The following is a 14322-nucleotide window of genomic DNA, read 5'->3' as shown; positions in this document are numbered from 1 at the left end:
TCCTGATCAGGCGCCGCACCGTCCTGGTGAGCGACTACGGCTACCCCGACACCCCCGCCTTCGCGCTGCGCACCGCTCTCGCCGTCTCCACCACGGGCAAACTGCTCGACACCGCCTTCCGCCACCGGCCCGAGGGGGACGAGGCGGTCCTCGCCGAGATCAGGCTGATGCTGAACGGCTGGCTGCTCGACCGCTCCCGCTCGTCCGGCTGAACTCGCCGACGCGGCACAACCTTTCACCCCCGGCGGCGGTCTCACTCGACAGGACTTCGAGGTCCGCCGCCCGGGAGGGAGACCCGTTGCCACGGCCGCCGCAGCTCTTCGTCTCCGACCTGCCGTCCGCCCGGCCGGAGGACCGCTGCTGGCTGGTCGAGCTGGCCGGCGTGGACGGCCGCCGGTACGCCTACCGGGTCTACGCCTCCGAACACGCGCTGCCGGGCGACCTGTTCTGGTCCGCCCTGCACCACCACGACGAGGGGCCGCTGCCGCGTGCGCTCGACCTCTTCGACAGCGCGCTGATCCGCCTGCTGGGCTGACGGCCGGGGCCCCTGACAGCTGCGGGTGCCGCGGTCCGGCCCGCGGCACCCGCAGCCGCTACCGGGGGATCAGGAACGTCAGGAACCGTGCGCGCACCGCGACGTAGATCACCGCGATCACCGAGACGTCGAAGAGGGTGTTGCCCCAGAAACCGCGCGGCCCGATCACGAACGGGATCAGGAAGACGAAGAAGCTCTGCGCGACGTAGACGTACAGCGAGCTCCGGCCGAACGGCAGCAGCACCCGGCCCACGGTCCGCGCGATCGGCTGCTCGAACCTGCGGACCAGCAGGAAGGTGCCCGCGAAGCTGATCGGGGCCGCGAACGGGCGCAGCAGCCCCAGCCGGTTGTTCTGGAACAGGTGGTTATAGGTGGCCGGGTCGACGATCAGTTCGGGGTGGAAGAGCAGGATCATGCCGACCACGTAGAGCGCGATGGTCGCCACGACCAGCCCGGTGCTCAGCACGCGCCGCGCCGTGGGCGAGAGCCGGCCCACCAGCCGCCGCAGGTCGTCCCAGTGGTAGCCGGCGATGGTGCCGAGGAAGAAGTACACGCCCCACTGCAGGAACGGGCTGAAGAACTTGGTGTCGTAGTGCGAGGGCAGCAGGAAGCCGGCGTAGGCCAGCAGCACGACCACCGGCGCCAGGCGGCGGGAGAGCAGCCACACCATCAGCGGCGCGAGCAGGAACATCGGCACGTAGAAGGTCAGGAAGTCCGCCCAGCCGTAGGTGTAGCGCAGGGTCAGGGTGTTGGCGACCAGGCCCAGCGGCGAGGAGTCGCTGTCGAGGCCGTCCTTGACGTTCGAGATGCCGTGCGCCACCGCGAGACGGCCGATCACGGTGAACAGCAGGGTGAGGGTGACGGCCAGCACGTACAGCTGGCCGGCCCGCTTCCAGGCATTGCGCGCCATCCGCATCGGGCCGTGCTGCTCCAGGTCGCGGCGGCGCAGCATCCCCACCAGCAGGCCGGAGATCAGGAAGAAGTTCTCGGCCTCGGAGACCAGCAACGAGCCGCGACCGTCGAAGAGGCCCAGCAACGAGGGGACGTAGTCCAGGTGGACCGCGGCGAGCACCCCCACGTAGTACCCGCGCATCAGATCGAGCGTCAGAAGGCGGGGCCGTCTCGCGACGGTCCCGCCAGGACCGGTCAGACCGGTCGCGCGCGCGGTGACGTTGGCCGGGGCCAGGGCAGGCAGATGCAGGAACGTCATGTGCCCATTGCGCCAGGCAAGTCTTTGACGCAGGTGAGAAGAGGGTTCACCCGGGCTCAGATATCAGGATCTTCTCAGGTTCCGCCGCGTGGCGTTCCCGGTGCTATCCGTTGCCGACCGCCAGCACCTGGGCCACCGCGCTGCCCGCCGCGCCCGCGCCGTGGCCGCCGCCCTCCACCTCGGCGGCCACCGCGAGGTTGCCCCGGTAGCCGGTGAACCAGCTGTTGGGGGCCGGGGCGCCGTCCACGTCCGCGGTGCCGGTCTTGGCGCCGACCTCGCCGCTCAGGCCCGCCATCGCCTGCTGGGCGGTGCCGGCGGCCGCGGTCTGCGCCATCATCGCGCGCAGGCCCTTGGCCACCGGGGCCGGCAGCGACTCGGCAGCCTTCACCTGCTGCTGGCCGGGCAGCAGGACCGGCTGGCGGAAGGTGCCGTTCTGCACGGTCGCGGCGACCGAGGCCATGGTCAGCGCGTTGGCCTGGACGGTGCCCTGCCCGATCGCCTCGGCCGCCGCCTGGTCGGAGGCGTCCGGGTCGCCCGGCACCGGGATCCTGGCGTCGAAGCTCTGCACGCCCGGGGCCGTCGACCAGCTGAGGCCGATGCCGAACTGATCGCGCGCCACCGTGGTCAGGGTGCCGGAGGGCAGCTTGGCGCTCTCGTTGATGAAGGCCGTGTTGCAGGACTGGGCGAAGTCGTCGGCCAGCGTGTAGCCGGGGAACGAACCCTGTTCGTCGTTGTGCCAGAGCCGGGGCGAGTTGGCGGTCTCGGGGCAGGCCACCGGGGTGCTCGGCGTGTCACCGGCCTCCAGCAGGGCCGCCGCGGTGATCACCTTCATCGTCGAGCCGGGCGCGAGTTCGGCCAGGAACGCCTGGTCGAAGCCGCCCGCGGGCGCGTTCGCGACGGCCAGGATGTCGCCGGTGCTCGGCTCCACCGCGACCAGGCCGGCGGCGTTGCTGCCCGCCTGGCTCTGCAGTGCCTGCTCGGCGGCCCGCTGCACGTCGGCGTCCAGGGTCAGCCGCACCTGGCGGCCGGCCGACGGCGGCGTCACCACGAAGAGCTGCTGGGCCGGATTCCGGCCCGAGTCGTCCAGGAGCACCACGGCCTGACCGTTCCCGGTGTCCGGGTCGGCGCCACCGTCGGGTGGGGCCGCGGACGACGCGCCGGCCGGGGAGAGGGCGGCCGAGGACGAGCCGGCGTTGCTCTGGATCGCGGCGATCAGCGGGGCCAGCGAGGGAAAGCCGGCGAGCGAGCGGCCCTTGCGGTCGGTCACCACCGCGGCCGCCTGCGGGGCGATCGCGCGCAGGGCGAGCGTCTGTCCGTTCGTCAGCTGCGGGTAGAGCACGCTCGGCGCCCAGTGCACCAGGGCCCGACCGTCGGCGGTGCGCAGCACGCCCAGCTGTCCCTGGTACTGCCAGGCCTGCGCGCCCGCGGCCGGGAAGCCGACCGTGGCCGTGAACCCCAGCGTCAGTCGGCCGGGCGCGGCGAGGGGCGATGCGCCCGACCCGGCGCCCGTGGCGGGCGAGGCGCTGTCCGGGGTGAGGGCCAGCGCGCTGAAGCCCAGTTGCTGGTGGAAGGCGCCGAGCGCGTCACCGGCGTCGCCCGGGTCGTCGGTCAGGCCGGCCGCGCTCGTCAGGTCGCCCTTGGCCCAGGCGGCCAGGAAGGCATCAACCGTGCCGGCGGCCTCGGCGGCGGTGGGCGGGGTGGGCGAGGCCGTCGCGCCGGACGCCGTGTGCGCGGTGGCGCCGGGCGCGGAGCGGGTGCCCAGCACCGCGGAGGCCAGGTTGTACGCGCCGCAGCCACCGACCGTCAGCAGGCCGGCGAAGACCAGCCCGCAGGCGATCCGCACCGCCGTGCGCGAGGGAGTGCGGCGGGCGGTGGGCGGGTCCTGTCCGTCGTGGCCCGCGTCCGCCCGGTGTTCGTCCTCGGGTTCCATCTCCGTGCTCCCCCTGTCGTCGGCCTTGACCGCTGTTCCGTGAGTCTGACGCGCCGACGCGGGAAGATGTTGCGGCGATTTCGATGAATCTTTCCCGGGCCGATCCGACGTGCATACTTACCGTCCGGACGCCGTCGGACGGCCCCGGTGAGCGGACGAGGGAGGGTGCATTGCGCGAGCGGTCGGACGACTGGATCCGTGTTCCGGTCGGCGATGAGGCGCACCGATGGGCCACCCGCGGGCGGTGCAAACGGGTCCTGCTGGTGGTGCACAACGTGACGGCCGCCACCCGCCTGCTCGACGTCATCCCCCTCTTCCGTGACGACCTCCGGATCCAGCTGCTGGCCACCTGCACGGGGTCCTCGCCGTTCGGGGCGGGCGTCACGGCTCTGCTGGCGTCGGTCGGCGTGCCGGTCCTCCCCTGGGAGCAGGCCACCCGGATACCGGTCGACCTGGCGATCTCGGCCAGCTTCGGCGGCCAACTCGACGCGATCAGAGGGAAGTTGGTAGTCCTGTCGCATGGCGTCGGATACAATAAGACGCTCGCAGCACCGGACACCGGACACCGGACACCGGACACCGGACATCCGGTCTTCGGCCTCGCCCCCGAGTGGCTCCTCGCCGACGGTGCTCCGGTCGCCGACGCGATGGTGCTCTCCCACCCCGAGCAGCTCGACCGGCTGCGCGAGGCGTGCCCCGAGGCAGTGGCGACGGCGGTGCTCGGCGGGGACCCGTGCTTCGACCGCATCCTGGCCGCCCGTCACCACCGTGACCGCTACCGGCGGGCGCTGGGTGTCCGCCCCGGACAGCGCCTGCTGCTGCTCAACTCCACCTGGAACCCCGCCTCGCTCTTCGGGGACGGCGGCGAGGAGGACGTCCTGCCACTGCTGCTCCCCCGGCTGACCGAGGAGCTGCCGCTGGACGACTACCGCCTCGCGGCCGTCCTGCACCCGAACATCTGGCACGGCCACGGCGCCGGCCAGATCCGGCTCTGGCTGGACCGGGCGCGCCGGGCCGGCCTGACCCTCGTCGACCCGCTGGACGGCTGGCGCCAGGCGCTCATCGCCTCGGACCTCGTCCTCGGCGACTTCGGCTCGGTCTCCTACTACGCGGCCGCCCTGGGCACACCCGTCCTGCTCGGCGCGGCGCCGCTGGACCTGCTCGGCCCCACCTCCCCGGTGGCCGACTTCGTGCGACGAGCACCCCGGCTGGACCCGTTCGCACCACTGCTCCCCCAGATCGACCGCCTCCTCCACGGGCATCAACCGCTGCCCGGCCCGGCCGAACTGACCAGCTCGGCCCCCGGGCGGTCGGCCGAGCTGCTGCGCGGGCTCTTCTACCGCCTGATCGGCACCCCGGAGCCCGCCGGACGAGCCGTGCTGGAGCCGCTCCCGCTGCCGCCCCACGAACCCGCGCCGCGCCGCGCACCACTGCGCGTGCTGACCCAGCTGCTCGACGGGGCCGAGGGCCCCGAGATCGCCCTGCACCGGTACGCCGACCCGCGCCACGAGCCCCAGGGCCCCGGCGAAGGTCAGCTGGCCGTTCCCGAGGACACGCTCGACCCGGGCGTCCTGGCGCTGGCCGACCTGATCCTCCGCCACGGCCCCGCCCACGACCCGCGCCTGGGCACCCCGCAGGCATGGGCCGCCGAAGTCCTGGAGCGGCACCCCTCCTGCACCCTCGCGGCCTACCTCACCGAGCCGGACGGCTGCACCGCACTGCACCGCGACGGCACGCTGTTCCGCCTCACCGCCGCTCCGGCCGGCGCCGACCCGGCCGCACACGCCTCCGCCCTGCTCGCCTGGCTGGGCGCCGGCCGGGCCGTCCCGCCCGGCCTGGAGCTCGCCGTCCGCACGGGGGCCGGCGTCGACCGGGTGAAGGTCACCGCTGTGGCTCCCGGCAGCGCCGGCGCAGCGCCTCGAGATGGACGAGATGGGTCTCCGCCTTCTCCTCGGTGAGGATCACCGCGGCCTCGTCGATCAGGGCCAGCGCCTCGGCGGGCCGCCCGGCGAGCAGGCGGGTCTCGGCGAGGTCGGTCAGCGTCCGGGCGGCGTTGTACTGCTCGCCGCCGTCGGCGCTGCGGAAGAACGCCAGTGCGCCGCTGAGCAGCTCGTCGGCGTGGGTCAGGTCGCCGAGCCCGCGCCGGGCCCGGCCGCGGTGGCGTTCCAGCAGGGCGCGGGCGCGCGGCAGCTCCTTGGCGTCCGGGTCGTCCTCGGCGATCCCGTCGAGCACCCGGTCGGCCTCCTCGAAGCAGCACAGCGCGTCCTGGAACCGCCACTGCCGCAGGCGCAGCAGGCCCAGCGACTCGACCGCGGTGGCCCGGCCCAGCGGCCGCCCGGTGGCCCGGGCGGCGTCGCCGGCCGCGCGCAGCTGGGTCTCGGCCTCCTCGTAGAGCTGGGACTCCATCAAGCCGTGGGCGAGCTGGGTGTGCATCCGCGCGACCATGCGCGGATCGAGGTCGCGCAGCCGGCCCGCGGCCCGCGCCCCAGCCCGCAGAGCGGGGAGCAGGACGTCGACGTGACCGACTTTCAGCTGCCAGGCCCAGAGCGCCTCCACCAGTTGGCAGACGGTGTCCGGATCCCCGAGGTCCTCCGCGGCACGGACGGCTTCGAGGAGGTTGCCCATCTCCTCGCCCAGCGCTGCCAGCGCCTTGCCCTCGTCCTCGTACGGACCTTGGCCCAGCTGCTCGAAGAGGGGGCCGACGTGCCAGCGCTTCGGCAGCGCCCGGTGGTCCGCCCGGACGGCGACGTGCAGGTACCACTCGACCAGCGCAGCGGTGGCCGCGGCGCCGGCGGCCGCGCCCTCGGTCCGCAGCGCCTCCTGCTCGGCGTGCTTCCGCGCGGCCGGGCGGTAGCGGTACCGGCCGCTGCCCGTCTCCTCGAGCAGGCCCAGCACGGTGAGTTCGGCGAGCATCCGGGCCGCCTGTGCGTGCGGGACGCCGGCGGCCACGGCCGCGCTGTCGGCGCTGACGGACGGCCAGGGGCGGAGCGCGTTGCGCCGGTAGAAAGCGGCGAGCTGCGGGTCGAACTCGCGGTACCGGTCCGCGATGACGGTGCGCACCGGATCCGCGGCGGTGCTGCCGCCGCCGTGCCGCGGGGGCACCGCCGTCAGGTGCCGGGCCGCCGCACGCAGCGCGAACGGGGAGCCGGCGCAGCGCTCCAGGACCGAGGGCAGGGTGGCGCGCGCCGCCGCGACGGCCTGCTTGCCCGCCACCTCGACGAGCAGGCGCTTGGCATCCCGCTCGGGCAACGGCCCGACCTCGATCGGCACCGCGTCCAGACCCGTCAGGGGACGGCGGGCGATCACCACGAGGAAGACCCCCGGAGCGGTGGTGATCAGCGGCTGGACCTGGCCGGCGGACTGGGCGTGGTCGAGCACCACCAGGAGGCTCCGGTCGGCCAGCAGGGTGCGGTAGAGATCGACCCGGTCCTCCAGCGTGGCCGGCAGCTGTGCGTCGGGCACGCCCAGTCGGCTCAGGAAGTACCGCAGGACGACGGCCGGTTCGGGCGCCGAGCCGAGCGCTCCACCGCGCAGGTCGGCGTAGAGCTGGCCGTCGGGGAAGCGCTCGGTCTCCCGGTGCCCGAAGTGGACGGCCAGCGCCGTGGTCCCGATCAGCTCGGGCCCCACCAGCATCGCGATCCGGGCCCGTCCGTCCGGCTTGCGCGCCGCCTCGCGCTGCAGGGCGGCCAGTTGCTTCGCGCGGTCGGTGAAGAAACGGGTCGACGGCGGCAGCAGCGCCGGCGCACCGTGGCCCGGCGAGCGCCCCATCGCTCCCGCGGCCCCCATCCACACGGCCAACGCCTGGGCCTGCTCCGGTTCCTGCCGAAGCCGCTCCACGATCAGCGCAGCCAGCGCCGCCCGCTCCTGGGCCCCGCGGGGAGCCGGAACCTCCCGGCCGAACGCCCGCCGGACCACCCCGCCGAAGGACTCGTAGACCGCCTTGCCCGCCTCGGTGGCCATGCTCGCGCTCATCGCGCTCAGGACTCCCGTGACCGCCGAGACCGACAGCGGATCCACCACGCGCCACCCCCTGCTCCGTCGGCACAGCCGACCAGCACTGCTGCTCCTACCCTGCGTCACCCCAACCGTAGCCCCCGCAGGCCCCGTTGTCCGGCAACCCCTTCGTCCACGACCACCACCGGCGCCCGTGCGGGGACCGGCCGGCTACTGGGTGCCGTAGGTCAGCTTTCCGACGGTTCCGATCTGGAGCACCGTCCCGTGCACGGTTCCCTCGTTGTGGTTGTGCACGACGACCGAGGGCTGAGCCGCGTTCCCAGGGTCCAGGATGTCGAGCAGCGAGCGCAGCTCAGCCGCTGCTGCCGGATCGCTCGCCAGTAGTTCGCGCAGGCGTGACTCCCAGTCCTGCTGGATCCTCTGGACGACCGCACCATCGCCGGTCTCCTCGGCGAGCGCGAGTTCCGCGTACGCGACCTCCAAGCGCGCCGCCTCGGCCCGGTCGGCACGACCGTGGGTCAGCAGCCGGCCCGCCCGCTCCTTCACCTCCCCCCACAGGTCGGTTGCCGCGGCGCTCACGAACACCGCCGCGCCGCTCATCGCCAGCTCCACCAGTTCCGCCCCCATGGCGCCCCTCCTTCGACCGGGCTCGGGCAACCACCCTAGAGACAGCGGGAGTGGTTGGGTAGTGACCGTCCCGGGCGTGCCCGCATGCGGCGGCCGCAGGCGGCTCTGCCGCGCCACCACTGGTCACATAAAATGTGCTCACGATGCCAGCTCTGAGCAAACGGGGCGGTCAGCCAGTCAAGATGCCCGCTTCGCCGACTCAGGGAATCGAGGTCCAGGGGTTGTCCAGGAGCCGATCATGCGGTATCCAAAGTGGCCGCGAGCCGCGAGCCGCGAGCCGCGAGCCGCGAGCCGCGAGCCGCGAGCCGCGAGCCGCGAGCCGCGAGCCGCGAGCCGCGAGCCGCGAGCCGCGAGCCGCGAGCCGCGAGGCCGTAGAGATCAGGGTTGAGCCAATGGTGCGGGGCGAGCGTGGACGGTAGGGCGAGTCTGCGGGCCCCGGTCGGCCCGGACGCCTGGCGCTGGCGTACCTTCCAGAGCGTCCGGACCCTCGTGGTCCCCGCCCGCACCGTCACCTCCACGGTGCGGGTGCTCGAAGTCCTTCCCGACCTGCTGCGCGGCGACGACCGGGTCTGCGTCGTGTTCGCCTACGATCCGACCTCCGCGTTCAGCGACGGGGTGCTGGAGCTGCTGCGCAGCGCGGATTGCCGCTTCGTCCCCTGGGACCACCTGTCCGATGTCGCGCCGCACCTCATCCTGTCGGCCAGTGAGAACATCGACCTGCCGGACAGCGACTGCCCGGTGCTCGTGCTCCCGCACGGCGTCGGTTTCCAGAAGCTCGTCCCCGACTCCCGCAGCACCGGCAGCCGACTGTCCGGCATGGTGTCCGAGAGGCTGCTGAAACGGGCCCGGCTTGCCGTCTCCCACCCGGACCAGGCGGCTCAGCTGCTGGCAGCGCACCCGGAGACCGAGGGACGCACCGTTCTCATCGGCGATCCTTGCTACGACCGGCTGGTGGCCAGTGTGCCGCAGCGCGACACGTACCTGCGGGCACTGCGCCTGGAGCCCGGCCAGCGGCTGGTGGTGGTCAGCTCGACGTGGGGACCGACCTCGCTGATCGCCCGGGTCCCGGATCTCCCTGCCCGCCTGCTGGCCGAGCTCCCGCTCGACGAGTACCGGGTCGCGGTCGTCCTGCATCCCAATATCTGGTCGACGCACGGGGCTTGGCAGATCCGCACGCTCCAGGCCGCCGCGTTGGAGGCCGGGCTGCTGATCATCCCGCCCACGCGCGGCTGGCAGGCGGCCGTCGTCGCCGCCGCCGCGGTCGTGGGCGATCACGGCTCGGTGACGCTGTACAGCGCGTCGCTGGGGCGGCCCGTGCTGCTCGCGGCCTTCGGCGACGACGCGGTGCCCGGGACCGCGGGGGCCGAGCTCGGTCGACGCGCTCCTCGGCTCGACCTCCAGGCCCCCTTGCGCGCCCAGGTCGAGCAGGCCATCGCCGGCCAGGAACCCGACCGGTGGACCGACATCGCACAGCGGGCCTTCGACCAGCCGGGCCGGGCCATGGAGCGACTGCGCTCCGCCGTCTACGACTTGATCGGGCTGCCGGAGCCGACCGGCCCGACACCCGTGCACGCGTTCCCGGTACCGCAGGTCCAACCGGGCCCGGTCACCGCGGCGGTGGTCTCGCTCCACCTCACCGCGGACGCCGACGGCTGGTCGCTGGCCGTGGAACGGTATCCCGCTCCGGTCGCGCGCCGGGCCGACGAGGGCCCCGGCGAGTTCCGCTACCTGGCCTGCGACCTGGCGGAGCCCGATCCGAAGCAGGTGCTCAACGCGTCGGTGCTGATCGAGCGGACACCACTCGACGCGACCGCGGCCACGCACCGGATCGCCGAGATCCTCCGGGCCTGTCCGGGAAGCCGCGCGGCGGCCACGGCGCTGGAGACCGCCGGCGAACACCTCGTCGGGCTGCGGGACCACCGCCTGATCCGGGTGACCACCGCCGACGGGGCGGCGGACCCCGATCTCGCAGCAGCCGCCGTCTACGCCTGCCTGCGTGCGGACATCCCCCTCGACGGAGCCCGGCTGACCGTGCGGATCGGTTTCGCGCGGACACCGGCCGTGCGGACACGGACCGTGGAGCTGCGTCAGCTCCGGAGAGGTTGAGGCGGTCCTACCGCTCCTGAGGACCGTCCTCCTCCGCCAGCCGACGCCGCAGGTCCTCCGCCTCCGGGCTTCCTCCCGCCTCGAAGATCTCCAGGGCACGGGCACGATGACGCCGGGCTCCGGCCCGGTCCGCCGTCGTCCGCTCGATCAGGTCGGCCAGTGCGATGCGGGCCCGTGCCTCGTAGTGCGTGGCATCCGCGTTCCGCAGGGCTTCCGCTGCCCGTTCGAGGTCGCCCCGGGCTCCCTCGACCTCACCCAGGCGCGCCCGAGCCCGACCGAGGGCAGCCAGCGCCCGGGCCGCCATCCTGCGGTCCGGCGGGCCGAGGCTCTCGAACTGCGTGATGACCCGCCGCAACGTGACGCAAGCCGCCTCGGGGCTGCCCGCGGCGTCCTGCGCACAGCCGAGGAAGTAGCTGGCGACGGCCACCCCTCGCGGGTCCTGGGCCTCGTGGTTGAGTCGGAGCGACAGCTCGAAGACCGTGACCGCACGAGCGGGGTCGTGCCGCTCCCAGTAGCGGCCGAGGAACTCCTGCACCGAGGCACGAAGCAGGAGGTGCCCCGACTCCTCCGCACGCACCACGGCCGTCTCCAGTTCGGCACTGGCCCGGTCGTCCTCCCCGAGATCGAGCAGGGGGCGGGAGAGCAGACTGCGCAGACGCGCTTCGGCCGCCACCGCCCGGTCGGCGATCGCGGCGTCCACGCCGAGTCGCAGGGAGTCGCACCAGTCGCCCAGGTGCCGGTGATGCAGGAAGAGCGCGGTGAACGCCTCGGCGAGCTGCCAGGCCTGCCGGTCCAGCGCCTGCCGCCGGGCGGCCCGCAGCACCGCGAGGACGTTGCCCCGCTCGGCCTCCAGCCAGGCCAGGGCCAGTTGGCCGGCCTCCTGCCCGGCCTGCGCGAAGGGGTCCGGAGCGTCCCGGAGCAGGTCTCGCAGGTCGGCGATCCGCAGCCGGTCGGCCTGGACGGCCCGGTCCGCCAGCGCGGTGAGGGCCAGGTAGTGCGTCACGAGGCGGGACAGAGCCGTGGCCTGCTCAGCCTCGGGGGTCTCCAGCTCGGCGCAGTGACGTGCGTGCAGGCGCACCAGGTCGTTCAGGTGGTAGCGGCCGTCGGCCGTCGCCTCCAGCAGGCTCGCCCGGACCAGTTGTGCCATGAGCCGCTGGACGGCGGCCGTTTCGAGCCCGCCGGCCGCGGCCACCGCGCCGGCGTCGAAGCTGGGCGTGGGCAGGATCCCCAGCAACCGGTAGAGCCAGGCCTGCTCCGGTGCCAGGGACCGGTAGGCGAGATCGAAGGCACCGGACACACTGCGCTCCCCTCCGGGGGTCTGTAGCGTCATCACCGACAGCCGGGCCGCGTCGTCCTCGAGTTCCCGTGCCACCGACGCCAGTGTGAGGTGCGGTTGCATCGACAGCCGGGCCGCCACCAGGTGCAGGGCGACGGGAAGCCCGCCGCACAGGGCCACGACCCGACGCGCGGCCGTCGGGTCGGCGCGGACCGGCTCCGGTTCGCACAGGGCGGTCAGCAGCTCCAGGCCGGCCGACTCGTCCAGCGGGTCCAGCTTCATCAGTCGCACGCCGTCGAGCCTCAGCTCGCCCAGCAGGATGTCACTGGTGGCCAGGAGCGCACTGCCCGCTCCCTTGGGGGTCAGCATCTGGACCTGGGCCGGCTCGGTCACATTGTCGAGCACCACCAGCAGGCGGTGCGCGCCGGACAGCCGACGGTACTCGCGCAGCCGGTCGTCGACACTGTTCGGCAGGTACTCCTCGGCCTGCCCGAGGGCCTTCAGGCAGACCGCCAGCGCCTCGGCGACGCTCCCGCCCACGCCGCCGTCCGAGGCCGCGAAGTCGACGTAGAGCTGCCCACCGGGGAAGCGCTGCCTGCAGTCGTACGCGAGCCGGCGGACCGTCGCGCGCCGACCGACCCCCGGCAGTCCGCTCACCACCGCCGACGCGACAGCATCGGCCGCGTCGTCATCCAACCATGCGCTCAGGGTGCCCAGTTCACTGACCCGGTTGATGAACCGGGACAGGTGCTGCGGCACGTCGTCAGGCCTGCTGCTGCTCCTGGAGGGCGTGGCCACGGGCACGTTGACGGTGATACCGCCGTGGACCCGACCGATCTGCAAGGCGTTGCCGTGGACCGTACCGTCCAGGACGTTGCGGACGAAGGTCCGCTCAGCCGGCTCCTCGAAGCGGTCGTGGTCCATCCACTCTCCTGTCCTGGAGCCAGCCTGACAGGCCATCACGTTACCGGAGCACCTCCTCCACCACCGCTGGCTTCCCGATTTCCGGCACCGCGCTCCGAGCCGCCCCGTGGGTTCGGCCGGAGTCGCCCGGCACCCGGGCCTATACGGCCGGGTCCACCCTCTGGTCCGCGGCGGCCTGGGCGCGCGCGGCGTACTTGCCCGAGAGGACGAACGGAACCACGAAGCCGAGCACCTGCACGGTGACCAGCGCCGCGGCGGCGGAGTGCGCGCAGCCGACGATGGCGGCGCAGGCGATCGCCGCACCGGTGAAGCCGGCCGCCCAGATGCCGGTGAGGACCTTGTTGACGTGGATGAAGCGCGGGGCGTTCCAGAACTCCTCGGGGACCTCGGCACGCGCGAAGGAGAGCGTGAAGGGCTTGCCGACGGCGAGCGAGCCGAGCGCCACGGCGGCCAGGGTCGCGTTGGCCAGCGCGCAGGTCCACCGGTGCAGGCCCGAAGTCGGGTCGGCCACCGCGATCACGGCCATCACCACGAAGAAACCGCAGGTGGCGGCGGACAGCAGGTCGGCTCCCTGCCGGCGTACCGCGCCGAGGAGCAGCAGCACGGCGGCGGTGGCGGCCGTGCACATGCCCAGGCGCCAGTCGAAGGCGCCCAGTACCGCGTAACAGAGCCAGGGGGCGAATCCGCGGACGTAGTTCACCGCGATGATCTCCTTCCGGAGCGACATTCCACTATTGGACGGTCACAGTGTGACCGGTCAGTCTTGGTCTGTCCAGACCTGACAGGTCAGCCCGGTAGTAGAGTGAGCCCATGAGCCTGCGCCACGCCGTCCTGGGCCTGCTGGCCGAGACCCCCAGCAGCGGATACGACCTGCTCAAGCGCTTCGAGTCGTCACTCGCCGCCGTCTGGCCCGCGAAGCAGAGCCAGGTCTACGGCGAGCTCGCCAAGCTCAGCGAGGCGGGCCTGATCGAGGTCACCGGCACCGGCGCCCGCAACCGCACCGAGTACGGCATCACCGACGCCGGACGTGCCGAACTGAAGGAGTGGCTGACCGGCCCCGGCGCCGACGCCGCCTACCGCAGCGCCGCACTCCTGCGCGTCTTCTTCCTCTGGACCCTCCCGCGCGAGGAGGGCGCCGCGTACCTCAAGGAGTTCGCCCGCCGCAACCAGGAGCGCAACGCCGTCCTTGCACGCGTGCGTGAAGAGGCCGAGTGGATCGGCGACCCGGTCCAGGTCTGCGAATGGCTGGCCCTGGAGTTCGGGATCCGCGCTTCGCAGTCCGCCGGGGACTGGGCGGACTGGGCGGCCGAGCAACTGAACGAGCACCTGTAGGGCCACCCGGAGCGCCCGGAGCGTCCGACGACGAGATCATCGACGCCCTCACCGTTCTCAACGGGAGAAGGCCAGTTGAACGCTGCCGCACACCGCCTCCCGGCACCCGCCCCCTGACGGACCGTCCGGCGTGCGACCCCGCCATCGACCCCCTACGGTGCGTCAGGAGGGGGCGTCCAACCCGAGAGGTGAAGATCCATGGCAGGGAAGTTCGAACTGTTCACCGACGAGAGCGGCATGCACCGGTTCCGGCTCAAGGCCAGCAACGGCTCGGTCGTCGTGGTCGGCGACGCACACGAGACCAAGGAATCGCTGCTGCAGAACATCGAGTCGCTCCGCAAGCTCGCGCCGTACGCGGAAGTCCGCGAAGCGAGCGCGAGCCCGGCGTAGCAGGTCTCGACACGGGTCGCGACGCGGGTCGCGAAGGC

General features: G+C 73.2%; 12 protein-coding genes. 6 read left to right on the top strand and 6 right to left on the bottom strand.

The annotated features are described in order from the left end of the window. Positions 1-26: 26 nt before the first annotated feature. Both OG500_RS31920 and OG500_RS31915 read left to right on the top strand, forming a co-directional pair. Positions 27-212, top strand: a complete 186-nt coding sequence (locus tag OG500_RS31920) for a hypothetical protein (RefSeq protein ID WP_329585130.1) — start codon at positions 27-29, stop codon at positions 210-212. An 86-nt stretch (positions 213-298) separates the two neighbouring features. Further along, a complete protein-coding gene (locus OG500_RS31915; protein ID WP_329587963.1) occupies positions 299-535 on the top strand; it encodes a hypothetical protein in 237 nt (78 codons plus the stop codon). Positions 536-593: 58 nt separating this feature from the next. Here OG500_RS31915 and opgC read toward each other — a convergent pair whose 3' ends face one another. Together opgC and OG500_RS31905 are read right to left on the bottom strand one after the other, a co-directional pair. Next, positions 594-1745, bottom strand: a complete 1152-nt coding sequence (gene opgC, locus OG500_RS31910) for an OpgC domain-containing protein (RefSeq protein ID WP_329585129.1) — start codon at positions 1743-1745, stop codon at positions 594-596. Between the two features lie 103 nt (positions 1746-1848). Continuing rightward, positions 1849-3675, bottom strand: coding sequence for a penicillin-binding transpeptidase domain-containing protein (locus tag OG500_RS31905; RefSeq protein WP_327070297.1), 1827 nt, complete (start codon positions 3673-3675; stop codon positions 1849-1851). Between the two features lie 170 nt (positions 3676-3845). Here OG500_RS31905 and OG500_RS31900 point away from each other — a divergent pair, with 170 nt between their 5' ends. Next, positions 3846-5633 carry a hypothetical protein gene (locus OG500_RS31900; protein ID WP_327070296.1) on the top strand — a complete coding sequence of 596 codons (1788 nt, stop codon included), beginning with the start codon at positions 3846-3848 and terminating at the stop codon, positions 5631-5633. Here OG500_RS31900 and OG500_RS31895 read toward each other — a convergent pair. Next, a complete protein-coding gene (locus OG500_RS31895; RefSeq protein ID WP_329585126.1) occupies positions 5557-7695 on the bottom strand; it encodes a tetratricopeptide repeat protein in 2139 nt (712 codons plus the stop codon). The two genes, OG500_RS31900 and OG500_RS31895, sit on opposite strands and share 77 nt — an antisense overlap. Before the next feature lie 144 nt (positions 7696-7839). Then, on the bottom strand, positions 7840-8256 hold the full coding sequence (locus OG500_RS31890) for a hypothetical protein (RefSeq protein WP_327070294.1): 417 nt from the start codon (positions 8254-8256) through the stop codon (positions 7840-7842). Positions 8257-8664: 408 nt separating this feature from the next. On the opposite strand from OG500_RS31890, the gene OG500_RS31885 reads away from it, so the two are divergent. Continuing rightward, positions 8665-10362 carry a hypothetical protein gene (locus OG500_RS31885; protein WP_327070293.1) on the top strand — a complete coding sequence of 566 codons (1698 nt, stop codon included), beginning with the start codon at positions 8665-8667 and terminating at the stop codon, positions 10360-10362. A 7-nt stretch (positions 10363-10369) separates the two neighbouring features. On the opposite strand, the gene OG500_RS31880 is transcribed toward OG500_RS31885, so the two are convergent. Both OG500_RS31880 and OG500_RS31875 read right to left on the bottom strand, forming a co-directional pair. Next, positions 10370-12562, bottom strand: coding sequence for a hypothetical protein (locus OG500_RS31880; RefSeq protein ID WP_329585125.1), 2193 nt, complete (start codon positions 12560-12562; stop codon positions 10370-10372). A gap of 139 nt (positions 12563-12701) precedes the next feature. Beyond that, positions 12702-13289 (bottom strand): hypothetical protein, encoded by a 588-nt coding sequence (locus OG500_RS31875; RefSeq protein ID WP_327070291.1) that lies wholly within the window; start codon positions 13287-13289, stop codon positions 12702-12704. Positions 13290-13372: 83 nt separating this feature from the next. Between OG500_RS31875 and OG500_RS31870 the strand changes: the two genes are divergently transcribed. Both OG500_RS31870 and OG500_RS31865 read left to right on the top strand, forming a co-directional pair. Then, complete coding sequence (locus tag OG500_RS31870; RefSeq protein ID WP_329585079.1) at positions 13373-13894, top strand: PadR family transcriptional regulator; 522 nt, start codon at positions 13373-13375, stop codon at positions 13892-13894. A 198-nt stretch (positions 13895-14092) separates the two neighbouring features. Then, the gene (locus OG500_RS31865; RefSeq protein WP_327070289.1) at positions 14093-14284 is read left to right on the top strand and encodes a YegP family protein; all 192 of its coding nucleotides are present in this window, start codon (positions 14093-14095) and stop codon (positions 14282-14284) included. Positions 14285-14322 lie beyond the last annotated feature (38 nt).

It is taken from the genome of Kitasatospora sp. NBC_01250, assembly GCF_036226465.1.
Classification (GTDB): Bacteria; Actinomycetota; Actinomycetes; order Streptomycetales; family Streptomycetaceae; genus Kitasatospora.
This window is presented reverse-complemented; position numbering and strand designations above follow the sequence as displayed.

Bases quoted from the DNA above. Each gene is read 5' to 3' on its own strand.
- OG500_RS31880 (WP_329585125.1), bottom strand. From the start codon at position 12,562: ATGGACCACGACCGCTTCGAGGAGCCGGCTGAGCGGACCTTCGTCCGC.
- OG500_RS31870 (WP_329585079.1), top strand. From the start codon at position 13,373: ATGAGCCTGCGCCACGCCGTCCTGGGCCTGCTGGCCGAGACCCCCAGC.
- opgC (WP_329585129.1), bottom strand. From the start codon at position 1,745: ATGACGTTCCTGCATCTGCCTGCCCTGGCCCCGGCCAACGTCACCGCG.
- OG500_RS31875 (WP_327070291.1), bottom strand. From the start codon at position 13,289: ATGTCGCTCCGGAAGGAGATCATCGCGGTGAACTACGTCCGCGGATTC.
- OG500_RS31865 (WP_327070289.1), top strand. From the start codon at position 14,093: ATGGCAGGGAAGTTCGAACTGTTCACCGACGAGAGCGGCATGCACCGG.
- OG500_RS31890 (WP_327070294.1), bottom strand. From the start codon at position 8,256: ATGGGGGCGGAACTGGTGGAGCTGGCGATGAGCGGCGCGGCGGTGTTC.
- OG500_RS31905 (WP_327070297.1), bottom strand. From the start codon at position 3,675: ATGGAACCCGAGGACGAACACCGGGCGGACGCGGGCCACGACGGACAG.